Origin of the sequence: Natronolimnobius sp. AArcel1 (genome assembly GCF_011043775.1) — an archaeon.
Taxonomy (GTDB): domain Archaea; phylum Halobacteriota; class Halobacteria; order Halobacteriales; family Natrialbaceae; genus Natronolimnobius.
The window spans coordinates 450,847-465,956 of record NZ_JAAKXY010000006.1; the positions used below are offsets into that span (position 1 = coordinate 450,847).

The following is a 15,110-nucleotide window of genomic DNA, read 5'->3' on the forward strand; positions in this document are numbered from 1 at the left end:
CTTTTCGACGGCGGCTGAAACGGATACAAACGCCGTCTCAGCCGACAGTCTTTGATTTCTCGTGCAATAGGCGACCTGGTTTATACTACTGAACCGGCGATCTGACGATGCTTCACGAGATTATGACCACACGTAATCGGCTACTCGTCGTGTTGACTGTAGTGATGATGCTCTGCTCGAGCGGGGCGATGGTTGCAAGCGCGGGGGCAACCGTCGACGAGCAAGAGACTGCACCAGCCGACGCACTGACGACCGTACAGGACGATCAACCAAACGAAACTGCGACTGACGATCTCGAGCCGATAGACGATGCTGATGCCGATGCCGAGGAACCGACGGCCTCGATAACGTTCGAAGATCAGGAAACTGACGGTGAGACAGTCGTCGTCGACGAAGTGACCGTCGACGATGGTGGCTTCGTCGTCATCCACGACAGCAGCCTACTCGTCGGCAACGTCCTCGAGAGCGTTATCGGCTCTTCTGAGTACCTCGAGCCCGGCACGCACGAAGACGTCGAAGTAACACTCGAGACGCCGCCAGAAGATGACGAGACGCTCGTCGCGATGGCTCACCTCGATACGAACGAGAACGAGGAGTTCGACTTTGTCAACACTGAGGGTGAAGAGGACACTCCATACCTGTTCAACGACGAACCGGTGACCGAACAGGCAGTTGTCACGCTCGAGGACGAGTCGGATGCCGTCGCGGATGAGCCTGATGATGCAGATAGCGAACCTGAAGAACCCGTTGACGAGGAGCTAAATGAAACTGAGGACGCGCCTGATGAGCCTGTTGACGAGGAGACGCCTGAAGAACCCGTTGATGAGGAAATAAACGAGACTGAAGAGACGACTGAAGAACCCGTTGACGAGGAACTGAACGAAACCGAAGACGCACCTGAAGAACCCGTCGATGAGGAGCCTGCTGACCCAGACGAGGAAGCATCCGTTCCGATGAGCATTCTCATCGAACAGGCGAACATCGTTGTCGTCGGTGACGACGCACACGAATCCGACACCGAAACCGCCCCGACGGACGATGCCGAAACCGATGGTACTGCTGATGAACCTGCTGTAGACGACGAGGACAGCGATGCGAACGAACTCGAGGAAACAGACACAGCCGACCTCGAGACTGAGCTGAACACCCACCAACTCGAGATCTCGATCGAACAGGCCACGCTGACGACAGTCGATTCTGGACTGGAACCGCCTGCGGAGCTGTCCACAGATGAGGCCGACGACGAACACGCAGACACAACGGCCGAAGAGACGGCTGCAGACGCCGATGATGACACCGACGCAGCCACCCTCGAGAACGAGGATGCATCCGTCCAGGAGGTGACGATCGGTGACGCAACGGCGTTCATCGTCGTCGACGACGTTACGCTCCCACACGAGGACCAATCCGACGCAGCCGATGCAGACGATGAAACCGCTGACGAGGATAGTGAGGCGTCCACAGAGCAGCCCGTAACGGTTGGTCAGGCGACGATCTTCGTCCTCGCATCTGACATCGACGCGCCGATTGAGGACGAGAGTCTCGAGACGGCTGTTGAGGAGACCGAACACGATGGTGACGACAGCGAAGAGGCCGACAGCGCTGATTCAACTGCTACTGATGCTGACACTGCTGACACCGACGACGCGACCGAACCGCTGCAAGTGACGATCGAACAGGCAACGATCGTGCTCGTCCACGACGGACACGACGCCCTCGAGATGATGCCTGGAGCCGACGATTCCACAGCTGATGAGGTGGCTGGCGACGACGAACACGCAGCCGTTGCTGGTGTAGACAACGACGAAACGGCCGCCGACGAAGACACTACTGATGATACCGAACCCGCTGACGACGCAACAGTCACCGACCTCGAACTCGAGGTGACGGTCGAACAAGCGACTGTATTCGCCCTCATCGCAGGAACCGGCGTAGAGATGCCGGCCGAGAACGTTCTCACAGGAGCTGACGATCAAGCGCCTGCTGAAGAGACCATGACTGATGACGCAGACGGTGACGACGCTGCTTCGTTCAGTTTTGCCATCACGATCGATGAGCTCACGATCCAGACGGTGACGCCATACGCCGATGAACCGGCGGACGCCGAACCGGATGACGCTGGCGTCGAGGACACTGCTGATGCCGACCACGACGGTGCTGAGCAATCCGACACTGCGGACGGCAGTGACCAGTCCGATATGACCGACAACGCCGATCAGTCCACTGCCGACCAACCGATCGACGGCGAAGCCAACGCTGAGACGACCGCTAGCCCAGCATAGCGTTTCGGGCAGTCCACTCTTTTTACTGAGAAAGCACGTGTCGCGCCCGCCCACAGATACGAGGTTACTCGAGGACACGACGTACCGCTGTCGGCTGACGATGCGCTACCACAGTGATCCGTTAGTGGAAAACCCGTCTCAATGCCTTATGAGAGAAGGCGGTAGAGGCTACTTGCAGCGACAGCGAGTAAGACACCCACGCTCCACAGCACTGGATCGATACTCGAGAGCAACGGGATATCGAGGCCGATGAGGGCGATAACGGCGAGTCCGAGGACGCACGCGGCGAAGTGTAGTTGCAAGAACGTCGACGGATCGTCAGTGTGGCCATTGATGTAGGCAAGTACGTCATCGAAATTGGGACCGGCCTGGATCGTCTTTGCATCGGAGTCGTACTCGATGACGCCGTCTTCCTCGAGTTGTGGGAGATGCGTCTGCTGGAGCGAGACGTAGACGCTCTTGTAGAGATTGTTCGGAACGGACGCACTATCTGATTCGGTTTCGGCAATCTCGGTTGCAACGTCTGAGACGTCGATTTGTGCCGACTCGCGTGCCAGTAGCTGGACGATTGCGCGACGTCTGTCGTTGCCGAGGATGTGAAACACCTCGCTTTCTGCGAGCGACTCGGAGCGACTCGTCTGGACCGACATTGATTAGGAACAGATCACGAACACGCTATCAACAGGCAATCCATCGCTTCCCTTCATACGTCCGTTCTGTTTGCGAACCATTGACTTTAACCTGCTGTATTATTTTCAATGAATTCGGTAAGGAAGTATGGAGAGACACGACAGATGACGGACTCGAGCGCGAGATGTCCTGTAGCAATCACTATCGCGTGATCACTGCAGGTACGCACGTACTTTTTGTCTCGGGATCCCTCGCTTCGCTCAGAACCGCTTGACGCAAAAATCTACGCTACAAAGGCTGATTGCTCACTGACTCACGGCCTGCGGCCGTCTGCTCACGGCGCGAAGCGCCGTTCGCATGGTACGCGGAACCTTCGGTCCCGCGCTATTCGTTCATCCGCGGTGCGTAGCGCCGTGCCCTCGGTAGTCGTTCCGAGTTACTGGCTCGACCACAGTGGTGACACCTCCTCAGTTCGGAGACCAAGAATTGCAAATACACGGTGATACCGCCGGTACAAAATGGTGGTGAGAACGGAACGGTGAAACGGTCACTTCGTGTCGGTTCCTGGCAGATGGCTCCCGGATTGCATCTCGCGGTACGTCGTACAACCTGGGCAGCCGTGGACGACATCACCGTTGTCCCCAAACACGCGTGCAAACTGCTGTGTAACGTGTGTTCCGCAGTTTCGACATCGTGCACCTGCCGTCGACGATTCCATCGGTCGCCAATCCTGTTGTTGAGAGTTCATGGTAGGGGGTGAGTGCGTGGACGGTCTCGAGTCGATTTAGTGATCGACCTGTGCAGTAATCCACGCCACGGTGGGCACCGGCCATACGCACGTCGCCGGCGACACCGACGTGAATTATCACACAGGGTTCGGACACGTCCGAGCACAGTACACCCAGGGGGATAGATGCGAATAAAGGCGAGAGACTGTTCACCAACACGGCGACAGCTCGGGGGTGGAAACACATGCTTTCTGTGGCATACCCCTCGAGAAGTGCCGTCGAACTGAATTTCGGCACTCTTGTCGATGTTCAATCTCAACGTGAATTCAGGTGGGTTGTCCTGGATTCGCAACACAAAGTTGCAGTTGAGAGCAGGAAAACACCGATGAAACGACGTATTTCCCTATCGAAATACAAAGTTTCTGGATCGAAAGACCGTCCTACAATCTGTAATGTACATCGTTATAAAATACCCTCATCGCTTACCAGTTGTATCGTTGGACGGTACCCAAACCGAGCTGGAAACAGGTCGGGAGCGGTCTATCGCCCCTCTCGAGGCTGAGAGCGAACCAACACACCCACAACGACGACCTACACATGTCCACTCACGTACCCAACACGCAATCGGAACTGAACGCCAACCCAACTGCACAACTCGACGTCCTTGGTGATGAATGCGCACGAACGATTCTGATGGCGACCAGCGACGGACCGAAAACAGCAAAAGAACTCACCAAGCGAACCGACAGTTCCTCTGCGACGGTCTATCGACGCATCAACAACCTCCTCGAGAGCGACCTGCTCGCGGAGTGCGTCCGATTCGATAGCGATGGCTCACACACGACCGCCTACGAAGCAACCGTCGAGCACCTCCAGGTCCAGATTGGTGCCGAAGGAATCGACGTTGCACTGGCGAATGCTGAGCAGTAGACCTGTTCGATACTGACGACGGGAGCGCGACGATACATCTCTGTTACTCGGCGGACGTTCGGCGACCCCATCTCTGAGTGCCCGGTAGCCGTGCGATCAACCGAACTGCAACTGCACAACTCCCACGCTGGTGCTCAAGGGCTCGTGAGCAATCGCACTCGATTCGCTCTCGGGTTGTGTAATTGATGCGTTCGGAATTCATTCGGGAAAAAGAGTTTCACTGGAATATATATTTTATCCACGGAACAATTTATGAAAGGATGTGTGAAGACCTTGTATGACACGGATAACAAATATCTACTCAGTGGAACGATCACTGTGATTGAGCAATGCACGATCTGACCGGCTTCCAGCGGGATCTGTTGTACGTGATCGCGGGTGCCGATCGGCCATCGGGCCAGACAGTCAAAGACGAGGTAGAACAGTACTATAGCTCGGAGATCAATCACGGTCGCCTGTATCCAAATCTCGATACGCTCGTCAATAAAGAGCTCGTCGAGAAAGGGCAACTCGACAGGCGAACCAACTACTACGCGATCACCGAGGCCGGTCGACAGCGGATCGACGAGCGCCGCGAGTGGGAAGAACAGTACGTCGATTTCTAGCGGCGGTCGTTCATAACACCGCCACAAGACAGTCCATACCTACCGACCAGACCGTGTCTACGTCACTCCACCGTCATACGTTCTACAACACTCGAGTGAGTGCGTTCTTTTCTCTGTTGCGAGCCTGGACGATCACAGACGACGAGTGGACTAGACGGTCGAACAACGGGAACAGATAGCGAAAGTGCCGGACGGCGAGACAGGACAGTCAGTCATTGACCGAACGGTACGGCAGGGAGTAACTCACGATATTGAACACGACAACAGCTGTAATTCCGATTTTCGGAAATAACGCAGGCATAACAAAACGATAGTCTACTGAGTGACTCAACGATAATGACGACTGAATCGTCTCGGACTGCAGTCACCGGTCTTTTCCGCCGGAGGAGGTGTCAATGAGCTTTCCGACAGCCGCACAGACCAGACTCGGGCGCGTGCGCGAGTACCCAGTGGATCTTGCGGTCGTGTCACTCGTCGCTGTCCTTGGTTATCTCCTCATCGCCTCGGTCCCGGCTGAAAGTCCGCTGCGCTTGCTCGTTGCATTCCCACTTGCGCTGTTTCTGCCTGGCTACGCGCTCACATCGTTTCTGTTTCCAGCAGCCGAGCGCCCTGCGCGAGAAGCGGCCACAACCGTGGTCGAGCGCCGCCCTCGAGGAATTAATACCGTTGAGCGATTGGGCCTCTCGTTCGTGCTGTCACTGTCGATCTTACCGCTGGTCGTACTTGCGCTCCCGGTCACTCAGTGGGGTCTCGGGGCGGGACCAATCGCGGCTGTGCTTGCTGGACTAACGGTCGTTGCGGCCCAACTCGGTGCATTGCGGCGCATTCGAACGCCAGCGGCAGAGCGGTTTACCGTGTCGTTCACCGCTGCGTTCGCCGGACTGCGAGATGACGACAGCGCTGTGGCAACGTTCTCGAGCGTCATCCTCGTCGTCGCCGTTGCCGTTGCAGCCGGTGCGTTGCTCGTTGGATTCCTGTTTCCGGCCGCAGGTGGCGGCTTTACTGAATTGGGACTGTACACCGAGGACGACGATGGTGATCTGGTCGCCGGCGAGATCCCAGACGAAATCGAGCCGGGTGAATCCGTCCCAGTGACACTGGCAGTTGAGAATCACGAAGGTGAACACGCCGAGTACACGCTGGTCGTCCAAGAGCAGGGTATCGAAGACGATGAGGTCGTCGACCGAACCGAGTTGCGGACGATCGATGGCAGCATCTCCGATGGGAGTACTGGCCTGGGTGAACGAGAGATCACGCCAACCGCAGCGGACGACGAAACCGTCCGAATTAGCGTCTTGCTGTACGACGATGGCGACGTGCCGGACGAACCGACGAATGAAAACGCCGACGAAGACGCCTACTTCTGGGTTACCGTCACCGAAGACGCCGCTGACGACGACGAGTAACAGAGCTGGAATTTCGATCTCGTCTCCTTGTTTTCTGCGCCTCGAGACACTCACAGGCGCTCACAGTTGGCTGTTGTATCCTCACAACCTGGCCCAGTCTCTCTCATGCTGGTCGCAGCCATCCCGTGATACCGTGAGTAATGGCTCATGGAGATGCGATTGCACTGTATGCGAGCGATGACGTCAGCTACTGACAAGTGGCGAGCAGGAACCTGATGTGCACGGATCACGCACCGATAGCACGGCGTCGGCTTACTACGGGAGCCGGATCGGGCAGTCCTGATAGAGGTGTTCTCAAACCACTTGCCAAACTGGCCGTCGCTTACGTTCTGTCGTTGGCTTCCCAGTGGGTCACAGAGAGTAGTGAGTGCTTGGCGACGATATGGGAGAGGGTCGTTCGGGCCAGGCAAGGGAGGTGGGTCACTGGGTTCGACTCGCTCGAGGCCAGTTTGAAGCCACTCTCGAGAGACCAGTACAGCGAGTCACGAGTTGGGTGGTCACTCTCTGAGCAAGAGATGTGCCACCAGTGACTCGGAAGCGAGCACGGCTGTAGAATAGCCGGAGGGCAGTACTCCGTGCTGAACGCGACGTGCTATTGTTATCGACCCGCGGTGCCGGACGTGAGCTGCAGGTCCGGTCGACGCGAGACGTGCTGTGCAATCGAGAGCGCAAGGATGACGAGACACAACGCCAGTCCAATTACGGGGGCAGCGGCAGCCGTTACCGGACCAACGGCAAGCCAGGCAACAGCGAAGAAAACGACACCAGCGACCGTCGCGGCGGCGTACAGCCGATACCAGGCGCGATCGGAGCCGAGGTGGCGGTCGAGATAGGGCTCGAACACGTCATCACTCGGCAGTAACTCGATGCGGTGGCCATCGGGATCCCAGTTAACGATCCCGTGGTCCTCGAGCATTGGCAGGTGGGTCTGATACAACGAGATATAGACCCGCCGGCGCTGCGTGCGGGTGACCTCGTCGGGTTCGGTGTCGTTCTCCCAGGCGGCTACCTGTTCGACGAGCGGTGCCAGATCACAGCCGCCGCCACACTGTTTCAGGTATTGGACTGCCCGTCGCCGTCGAGCGTTACTGAACACATCGAATAACTCGGCTTGTGTCAATTCGTGTTCAGACATGAGTGCCCTCGCGCTCCCGAATCGAATATCGTTCGGGGATGATCGGATACCTCACAGTAGCGAGTCCCAGACGCTGACCCTTTACTATCGCTCGGCTACCGTTTCGAAATCGAATTGTACCGGTTGGCGTTCGTGACAAACGTCCAAACCGACGTTTGAGCGCTCGTGAGAGTTTCCTGGTCGCTCGAGAACAAGACCAAAGCCACACAATGCATTGATCTGGTGAGCCGATCGGGTATTCAGCAAGCGACCGGACACAAGCTGTAGTTCTGGGCTACGGATCCGTCAGGGCAGGGATAACAAAACCTCGTTACCCGGTGTATCAGCATGATTCCCAAGCGGATCGAGTATCCGATGACACAGCACTACCTACGACAACGAATACACGGCCAACGACGGACCACAGGCCCTCCAGCACCGCTCACCGCTCGCTCGAGCGAGCGGGCACGCGTGAGGACTGTACGTGATGGCTCCGATCGAGAGGTGTCACGCGATGAGTGAAGCAATCCCCAGTCAAGTCGTTCGCGGCGACGGCTGTACGATCGACGATGAGGCAACCGTTGGCTACGGTGAGTTCGATGAGCCAACGACGCTCGGCGACGACGCGACGGTTCGAGCTGGCGCAATCGTCTACGGCAACGTCACGATCGGCGACGGGTTCATGACCGGCCACGATGTGCTGGTCCGTGAGAACACGACGATTGGCGACGATGTTCTCGTCGGGACGAAGACCGTCATCGACGGCGAGACGACCATCGGCTCGGATGTGAGCCTACAGACGAACGTCTACATCCCGACGAACACCACGATCGGCGACAACGTCTTCATTGGTCCCAGCGCTGCCCTGACCAACGACGAGTACCCGGTCCGAACGGACACTGGACTCGAGGGGCCGACAATCGAAGACGGCGCATCAATCGGTGCGAACGCGACGCTGCTGCCCGGTGTGACGATTGGCGAGAACGCCTTCGTCGCAGCCGGGTCGGTCGTCACCGACGACGTTCCAGCGAACAGTCTTGCGGTCGGAACGCCAGCGACGATCCAGGACCTCCCCGAACCGCTCGAGGGACCGAACGAAATCGCGTGATAGCATGAGTGAGACGAACGTCGATACCGAGACTGAGTCGGAACACGCTAAGAGCATCGACGCGGAACCAACGGAGCCGACAGCACCGAGCGAGGAGACCGACGGCTCGGTCTCGATTGCAGACCCGGACGTCAGTGACGCAGTTGCCGACCGCGTCCAGTCTGTGATCGAAGGCGGTGGGCTCGCAGACGGTCCGGAAGTCCGTGCCTTCGAAGACGAGTTTGCAGCCTACTGCGTCGCCGAGCAGGCTGTCGCGACCTCGAACGGAACGACCGCGCTGCACGCCGCACTCGAGGCGTTCGGCGTTGGCAAGGGCGACGCAGTACTGACGTCTCCGTTCTCGTTCGTCGCGAGTGCGAACGCGATTCGACTCGCCGGCGCGACACCCGTTTTTGCGGATATCGACCCCGAGACGTACACGCTCGATCCCGACGCTGTCGAGGCAGTCCTCGAGCGCCGATCTGACGTCGTCGGCTTACTGCCGGTGCATCTGTACGGACTAGCAGCGAACATGCCTGCCCTGAACGCGCTCGCAGACGACCACGACTTGTTCGTCCTCGAGGACGCCTGTCAGGCCCATGGCGCACAGATCAACGGCGAGCGCGTCGGCTCGATTGGCGATGCGGCGTGCTTCTCGTTCTACCCGACGAAGAATATGACGACCGGCGAGGGCGGTGTCGTCACGACGGATAACGAGGATGTCGCCCAGCGAACCCAACAGTTCGTCAATCATGGGCGCGGCCAGAGCGGCACCGGCGGCTACGATCACATCGACCTCGGGCACAACTTCCGGATGACAAGCATTGCGGGCGCAATCGGCTCCGGCCAACTCGAGCGCCTACCAGATTTCAATGAGGCTCGCCGCAAGACGGCCGCTTACTACGACGAGCAGTTCGCAGAGTTGCCACTCGAGACGCCGACGGAACCCCGTGGCTACCGACACGTCTATCATCAGTACACGGTCCGCACCGACAGTCCTGCCGAACGAGACGCGCTTGCGGAGACGCTCGAGGCACACGACGTCGATTCGGCGGTGTACTACGATACGCCGATTCACCGACAGCCAGCCTACGAGTCGGTGAGTACGGCTGCTGCGTCGTTCCCCGAAGCCGAGCGAGCAGCTGAGACCGTCCTGTCCCTGCCAGTCCATCCCGGATTGTCCGACGCTGAGCGACGAACCGTTGTCGAAGCAGTTACCAAACATTACACCTCCCAATGAGCACGGAACACACGCTCTCTACAGCACGAACCACCGCAGGCGTCATCGGCGTTGGCGCGATGGGCGCCAACCACGCACGCGTGTATAGTGAGTTACCGAACGTCGAATTAGCCGGCGTCACCGACCACGACGCCGACATTGCCAGGCAGGTCGCAGACGAGTACGGCACTGACGCGCTCACGCTCGAGGAACTACTCGAGCGCTGTGACGTCGTGAGCGTCGCCGTTCCGACGCATGTCCACTACGATCTGGTGACGACCTGTCTCGAGGCGGACGTCAACGTCTTAGTCGAGAAGCCAATCGCAGAGACAGTCGAAGAAGGGCGACGCATGGCTGCCCTGGCAGAAGAACGCGGATTGGTCCTCCAGGTTGGCCACATCGAGCGATTCAACCCGGCCGTCCAGACGATCGCCGAACTGATCGACGAACTCGACGTCATCAGTCTCGAGGCCGAACGGCTCGGCCCGCCAATCGACCGGACTGCACCCGGCAACGTCATCTTCGATCTGATGGTCCACGACGTGGATATCGTCGGCTCGATCCTCGATTCAACGCCGAACTCGATCACCGCGATGGGGACCGAAGACGGCCGCTATGCGACCGCGACGATGGAGTACAACGACGTGGTCGCCTCGCTGACCGCCAGTCGCGTCACCCAGAAGAAGGTCCGCAAACTGAACGTCACCGCACGCGAGTGTTTCGTCGAGGTGGACTACCTCGAGCAGTCGGTCCTGATTCATCGCGACTCCTATCCGGAGTACGTTAACGACGAAGGTCAGAAACGGTATCGCCACGAGAGCGTCGTCGAACGCCCGCGTATCGACAACGGCGAACCGCTGCGCCACGAGTTAGCGTCGTTCGTCGAGAGCGTCCGAGCAAACGACAAACCGGAGGTCACTCCGCAAGACGGCATTGAGGCGCTTCAGGCGGTCCAGACGATCGATCAACTGGTCGAAGACAGACAGGGCCAGAAACCCGCCACCGTGCTATCCGAAGGCGACCATGACTCCGATGAGCGAGAGGTGGAAGCACCATGACGGCAGCTAAGGACGCCGCTCCGGACGTGCCCGCCCTCTACGACTCGAGCGTCGACGAATCGAACCAGCACGACCTGCTTACCAGCGGCGAGATTCCCGTCGCCGTCTACGGGCTGGGCAAAATGGGGCTCCCGCTTGCAGGCGTCTACGCCGAGACGACGGGCAACGTCACGGGTGTCGACGTTGATCCGAGCGTCGTCGAGACGATCAATGGCGGCGAGAGCCACGTCATCGGCGAACCCGGACTCGACAACCTCGTCTCCGAACAGGTCGACGCCGGCCGACTCGAGGCGACGACAGACGGCGCAGCGGCAGCCGCCAACGCGCGCATCCACGTTATCATCGTGCCGACGCTGATCGATGAGGACAGTCAGCCGAACCTCGCAACCGTCGAATCCGTCGCCGACGATATCGCAGCCGGTCTGTCGCCGGGCGATCTGGTCCTCGCCGAGTCGACGCTGCCGCCAACCTCCTGTCGCGACGTAATCAAGCCCCACCTCGAGCAAGAAAGCGGGCTCTCGGGCGACGAGTTCGGGCTTGCCTTTTGTCCCGAGCGCACCTCGAGTGGCCGCGCGTTAGAAGATATTCGGGGCGCGTATCCGAAGGTCGTCGGCGGCGTCGACGACGAGAGTACCCGCGCGGCGAGCGTCGTTTACGACGAAATTTCGGACAACGAGGTCCACCCGGTCTCGGACGCGACAACCGCGGAGTCGGTCAAAGTTTTCGAAGGCGTTTACCGCGACGTAAACATCGGCCTGGCGAACGAACTCGGCCGGCTCGCAGACGAACTCGGCATCTCGGTCCGCGAGGCAATCGAGACCGCAAACGACCTCCCGATGTGCCAGCTCCACGAGCCCGGACCCGGTGTCGGCGGCCACTGCATCCCCTACTATCCGCACTTCCTGCTCTCGCAAAACGAGGAGCCACTCGACGTGACCCGAACCGCTCGAGCGGTCAACGATGGGATGCCGTCGGTCGTCGTCGACCGCCTCGAGCAGGAACTCGCCGCGACCGGCACGGATCTCGCAGACGCGACGGTTGCTGTCCTCGGGATTACGTACCGGCCTGGCGTCGAAGAAACGCGCGCCTCGCCTGCGCTTGGCGTTATCGAGGACCTGAACGACCGGGGTGCGGACGTTCTCGGTGTCGACCCGCTCGTCGACCCTGCAGCGTACGGTGCCCGCCCGCTCGAGGTTACAGACCTTGCGAGTGCAGCCGAGACGCTCGATGCGGCTGTCCTCGTTACTCCACAGACAGAGTTCGAGCAGATCGAGTGGGCAGACCTCGAGCCGATGGTCGTCGTGGACGGTCGCGACGCGCTCGACCTCGCAGCAACGCACCACCGGGTCTACACGCTCGCTGGGAGCAGTGATGGACGGCCGCCGCGTCCAGAGTCGGTCAACGGCGAGCGCACCGGACTCGAGGCGGGAGCACGTACCGAACCCGAGACCGAGGCGGAACCCGGCACAACCCGAACAGACGGTGGATTCGATGTATAACGACAAGACAATCGGCGTCGTCGTAACGGCGTACAACGAGGAGGCGTTCGTCGGGAACGTTATCGAGACGGTTCCGGCGTACGTCGACCGAATTTACGCTGTTGATGACGCCTCACCCGACGGAAGCTGGAGCGTTATTCAGCGCGTGGCGGATCAGCTCAACGAGGAGGCGACTCCCGAACCGGCGGTTGCACTCACCGATGGTGGCGACGATCGGCGCGTTGTGCCAATCCAACACGACGAAAACCGTGGGTACGGTGCGGCGGTCAAAACCGGCTACAAGCGCGCCGCCGAGGACGGAATCGACGTCGTCGCCGTCCTGAACGGAGACGGCCAGATGGACCCCGAAATCATGGATCGGATCATCGACCCCGTCGTCACCGGCGAGGCCGACTACGCGAAGGGCAACCGACTCCTCACTGCCGATGATCGCGACGGGATGTCCTCGTTCCGGCTGTTCGGCAACGCCATGCTGACCGGCCTCTCGAAGTTCGCCTCGGGCTACTGGACCGTCGGCGACCCACAGAACGGCTACACAGCCATCTCGAGTGAGACCATCGAGGAACTCGACCTCGAGTCGATCACTGACCAGTACGGCTTCCTCAATCACATCCTGACTCACCTCAACGTCAACGAACGCCGGGTGGCCGACGTGTCGATGTCGGCGGTCTACGGTGACGAGGAATCGAGCATTAAGTACACGTCGTTCATCCGCTACGTCTCCATGCTGTTGTTGCGGAGTTTCTGCTGGCGGCTCAACCGCCGCTACGTCGTCGAGGGCTTCAACCCCGCAGTGGTCTTCTACGGCGCTGGCTCTGCGGGTCTGGCTGGCGGCGTCGCAGGTGCAATCACCTCGATCGCTCGCGGACTTCGCGGGAAAGAGGGCTTTACCGGCCTGCTCGCATCGTTCGTCGCCCTTCTGCTCGGCGTCGTCTCACTCGGTGTCGCCATCGCGATGGACGCCGCGGAGAACGAGAATCTCGAGACGACCAGTTACGAGACAACGGCCGAAACGGCAAACGGGGCAACCGCTTCGAGTGCGCCGGCTGATTCAAATGCGGCGACGGCCGTCGGACAGGACTCGAGTCAGGAGCCATCGCACGTGGTCTCGCATCCGGAGACTGGGAACGGAACCAGCACAAACACGGATCCTGACGCTGGCACGAATCCAAGCGCGACCTAATCAATTCTCGACTCGGATGCTGCGGGTGGTCTTTGCAGGGGTGTATCCGCGTGAGCTGATGCACCTCGCCAGCGCCGTCCGTTCGCGACTCGAAACAGTTCGACAGCGCTCGAGCAACGAGACAGTCAATCAGTGATTACAGTGCTTGCTGTCGACCGGATCGAACCGTCTCGTCGGCCAATATCTCGAGCCGGAAGACGAACGCGAGCCGTGTTCGCCGACGCTACCGTCGGTTTCGACTCGTTACAACGTTCTCTCGTAGAAGACAATACAGCGCAAAGATGCGCTCTCGAGATCGTTTCCAGACGTTTCAGAAAAAGTGAGGGATAACAAAGCCATGTGTACGCTTTTGTTGGGGCAACCGAGATGCACGTCCTCACGCTGACAACGAACGCCGATGCGCCGTTCATGAACGAGCAGATGCGCGCGCTCGAGCGACGGGGTGTCTCGTTTTCCATGCTCCCGGTTTCGGGCAAGGGGGACGGGGGAAACTCGCGCAGTCCGGTTGATTATCTGCGATACGTCCCGGAGGTCATCGCCGAAGCCGGGAACGACTACGACCTGATTCATGCCCACTACGGACTAATCGCACCGATGGCACTCGCACAGCTTCGCAAGCCGGTCGTGCTCTCGTTGTGGGGCTCAGACCTCTACGGGCCAGTCGGTCCCGTGAGCCGCGCCTGTGCGCCGCTGTGTGACGAACTCGTCGTCATGTCCGAAGAGATGCAATCGACGCTCGGTCGCCCGTGTGAGGTGATCCCCGACGGCGTCGACTTGGAAAAATTCCAGCCCAAACCACAGGCCGAGGCGCGCCGCGCGGTCGACTGGGACGAAGACGACTACCAGATTCTCTTTCCGTATCTCCCCGACCGCGACGTGAAAAACTACCCGCGCGCGCGCCGGATCGTCAACGCCGTCAACGGCCGCCTCGAGCGCCCAGTTCGATTACAGACCGTCTATGGCGTCGACCACGACACCGTTCCCGACTATATGAACGCCGCCGACGCTCTGCTTTTGACCTCTCGCAGCGAGGGCTCACCGAACTCCGTCAAAGAAGCGCTGGCCTGTAATACACCAGTTGTCTCCGTCGACGTCGGCGATGTCTCCGAGCGGCTCGCAGGCGTCACCCCCTCGCTCGCCTCCGACGACGATAGCGAACTGATCGACGAACTCGTGTCCATCCTCGAGTCGGATGTCGAACCGAACGGCCGCGAGGCGGCCCGCGAGGTCAGCGTCGAACGAACAGCCGACCAGATGATCGACGTGTACGAACGCGTTTCTGGCACACGCGTCTCGGAATCGTCACCGGATGCTGTTGCTCGAGCAGCGGAACCGCTCGAGTGAGTAGTGCTACGTTTTCGGTACCAAC

The 15,110-nt window shown here is 59.6% G+C and carries 13 protein-coding genes; 10 read left to right on the forward strand and 3 right to left on the reverse strand.

Features of this window, described 5'->3' with window-relative positions:
- Positions 1-122 precede the first annotated feature (122 nt).
- Entirely contained in the window at positions 123-2,282 is a 2,160-nt protein-coding gene (locus G6M89_RS19860; RefSeq protein WP_165163632.1) for a hypothetical protein, read from the forward strand.
- 146 nt (positions 2,283-2,428) lie between these two features.
- Here G6M89_RS19860 and G6M89_RS19865 read toward each other — a convergent pair whose 3' ends face one another.
- Both G6M89_RS19865 and G6M89_RS22465 read right to left on the reverse strand, forming a co-directional pair.
- The gene (locus tag G6M89_RS19865) at positions 2,429-2,932 is read right to left on the reverse strand and encodes a helix-turn-helix transcriptional regulator (protein ID WP_165163633.1); all 504 of its coding nucleotides are present in this window, start codon (positions 2,930-2,932) and stop codon (positions 2,429-2,431) included.
- A 527-nt stretch (positions 2,933-3,459) separates the two neighbouring features.
- Entirely contained in the window at positions 3,460-3,660 is a 201-nt protein-coding gene (locus G6M89_RS22465; protein WP_165163634.1) for a hypothetical protein, read from the reverse strand.
- Positions 3,661-4,237: 577 nt separating this feature from the next.
- On the opposite strand from G6M89_RS22465, the gene G6M89_RS19875 reads away from it, so the two are divergent.
- From G6M89_RS19875 to G6M89_RS19885, 3 genes are all read left to right on the forward strand, one after another.
- On the forward strand, positions 4,238-4,570 hold the full coding sequence (locus G6M89_RS19875; RefSeq protein ID WP_165163635.1) for a winged helix-turn-helix domain-containing protein: 333 nt from the start codon (positions 4,238-4,240) through the stop codon (positions 4,568-4,570).
- Positions 4,571-4,899: 329 nt separating this feature from the next.
- Positions 4,900-5,175 carry a PadR family transcriptional regulator gene (locus G6M89_RS19880; RefSeq protein WP_165163636.1) on the forward strand — a complete coding sequence of 92 codons (276 nt, stop codon included), beginning with the start codon at positions 4,900-4,902 and terminating at the stop codon, positions 5,173-5,175.
- 395 nt (positions 5,176-5,570) lie between these two features.
- Positions 5,571-6,581, forward strand: a complete 1,011-nt coding sequence (locus tag G6M89_RS19885; protein ID WP_165163637.1) for a DUF1616 domain-containing protein — start codon at positions 5,571-5,573, stop codon at positions 6,579-6,581.
- A 598-nt stretch (positions 6,582-7,179) separates the two neighbouring features.
- On the opposite strand, the gene G6M89_RS19890 is transcribed toward G6M89_RS19885, so the two are convergent.
- A complete protein-coding gene (locus G6M89_RS19890; RefSeq protein ID WP_165163638.1) occupies positions 7,180-7,716 on the reverse strand; it encodes a hypothetical protein in 537 nt (178 codons plus the stop codon).
- 493 nt (positions 7,717-8,209) lie between these two features.
- Here G6M89_RS19890 and G6M89_RS19895 point away from each other — a divergent pair, with 493 nt between their 5' ends.
- The 6 genes from G6M89_RS19895 (at position 8,210) to G6M89_RS19920 (ending at position 15,085) form a co-directional block, all read left to right on the forward strand.
- Positions 8,210-8,803, forward strand: coding sequence for an acyltransferase (locus tag G6M89_RS19895; protein ID WP_165163639.1), 594 nt, complete (start codon positions 8,210-8,212; stop codon positions 8,801-8,803).
- A 4-nt stretch (positions 8,804-8,807) separates the two neighbouring features.
- Positions 8,808-10,022, forward strand: a complete 1,215-nt coding sequence (locus G6M89_RS19900; protein WP_165163640.1) for a DegT/DnrJ/EryC1/StrS aminotransferase family protein — start codon at positions 8,808-8,810, stop codon at positions 10,020-10,022.
- A complete protein-coding gene (locus G6M89_RS19905) occupies positions 10,019-11,059 on the forward strand; it encodes a Gfo/Idh/MocA family protein (protein ID WP_165163641.1) in 1,041 nt (346 codons plus the stop codon). Before G6M89_RS19900 ends, G6M89_RS19905 begins: the two co-directional genes overlap by 4 nt.
- A complete protein-coding gene (locus G6M89_RS19910; RefSeq protein ID WP_165163642.1) occupies positions 11,056-12,558 on the forward strand; it encodes a nucleotide sugar dehydrogenase in 1,503 nt (500 codons plus the stop codon). Before G6M89_RS19905 ends, G6M89_RS19910 begins: the two co-directional genes overlap by 4 nt.
- Positions 12,551-13,741, forward strand: a complete 1,191-nt coding sequence (locus G6M89_RS19915; RefSeq protein WP_165163643.1) for a glycosyltransferase family 2 protein — start codon at positions 12,551-12,553, stop codon at positions 13,739-13,741. The genes G6M89_RS19910 and G6M89_RS19915 overlap by 8 nt, the downstream gene beginning before the upstream one ends.
- A gap of 366 nt (positions 13,742-14,107) precedes the next feature.
- Positions 14,108-15,085, forward strand: a complete 978-nt coding sequence (locus tag G6M89_RS19920; RefSeq protein ID WP_165163644.1) for a glycosyltransferase — start codon at positions 14,108-14,110, stop codon at positions 15,083-15,085.
- The last annotated feature ends 25 nt before the right edge of the window (positions 15,086-15,110 follow it).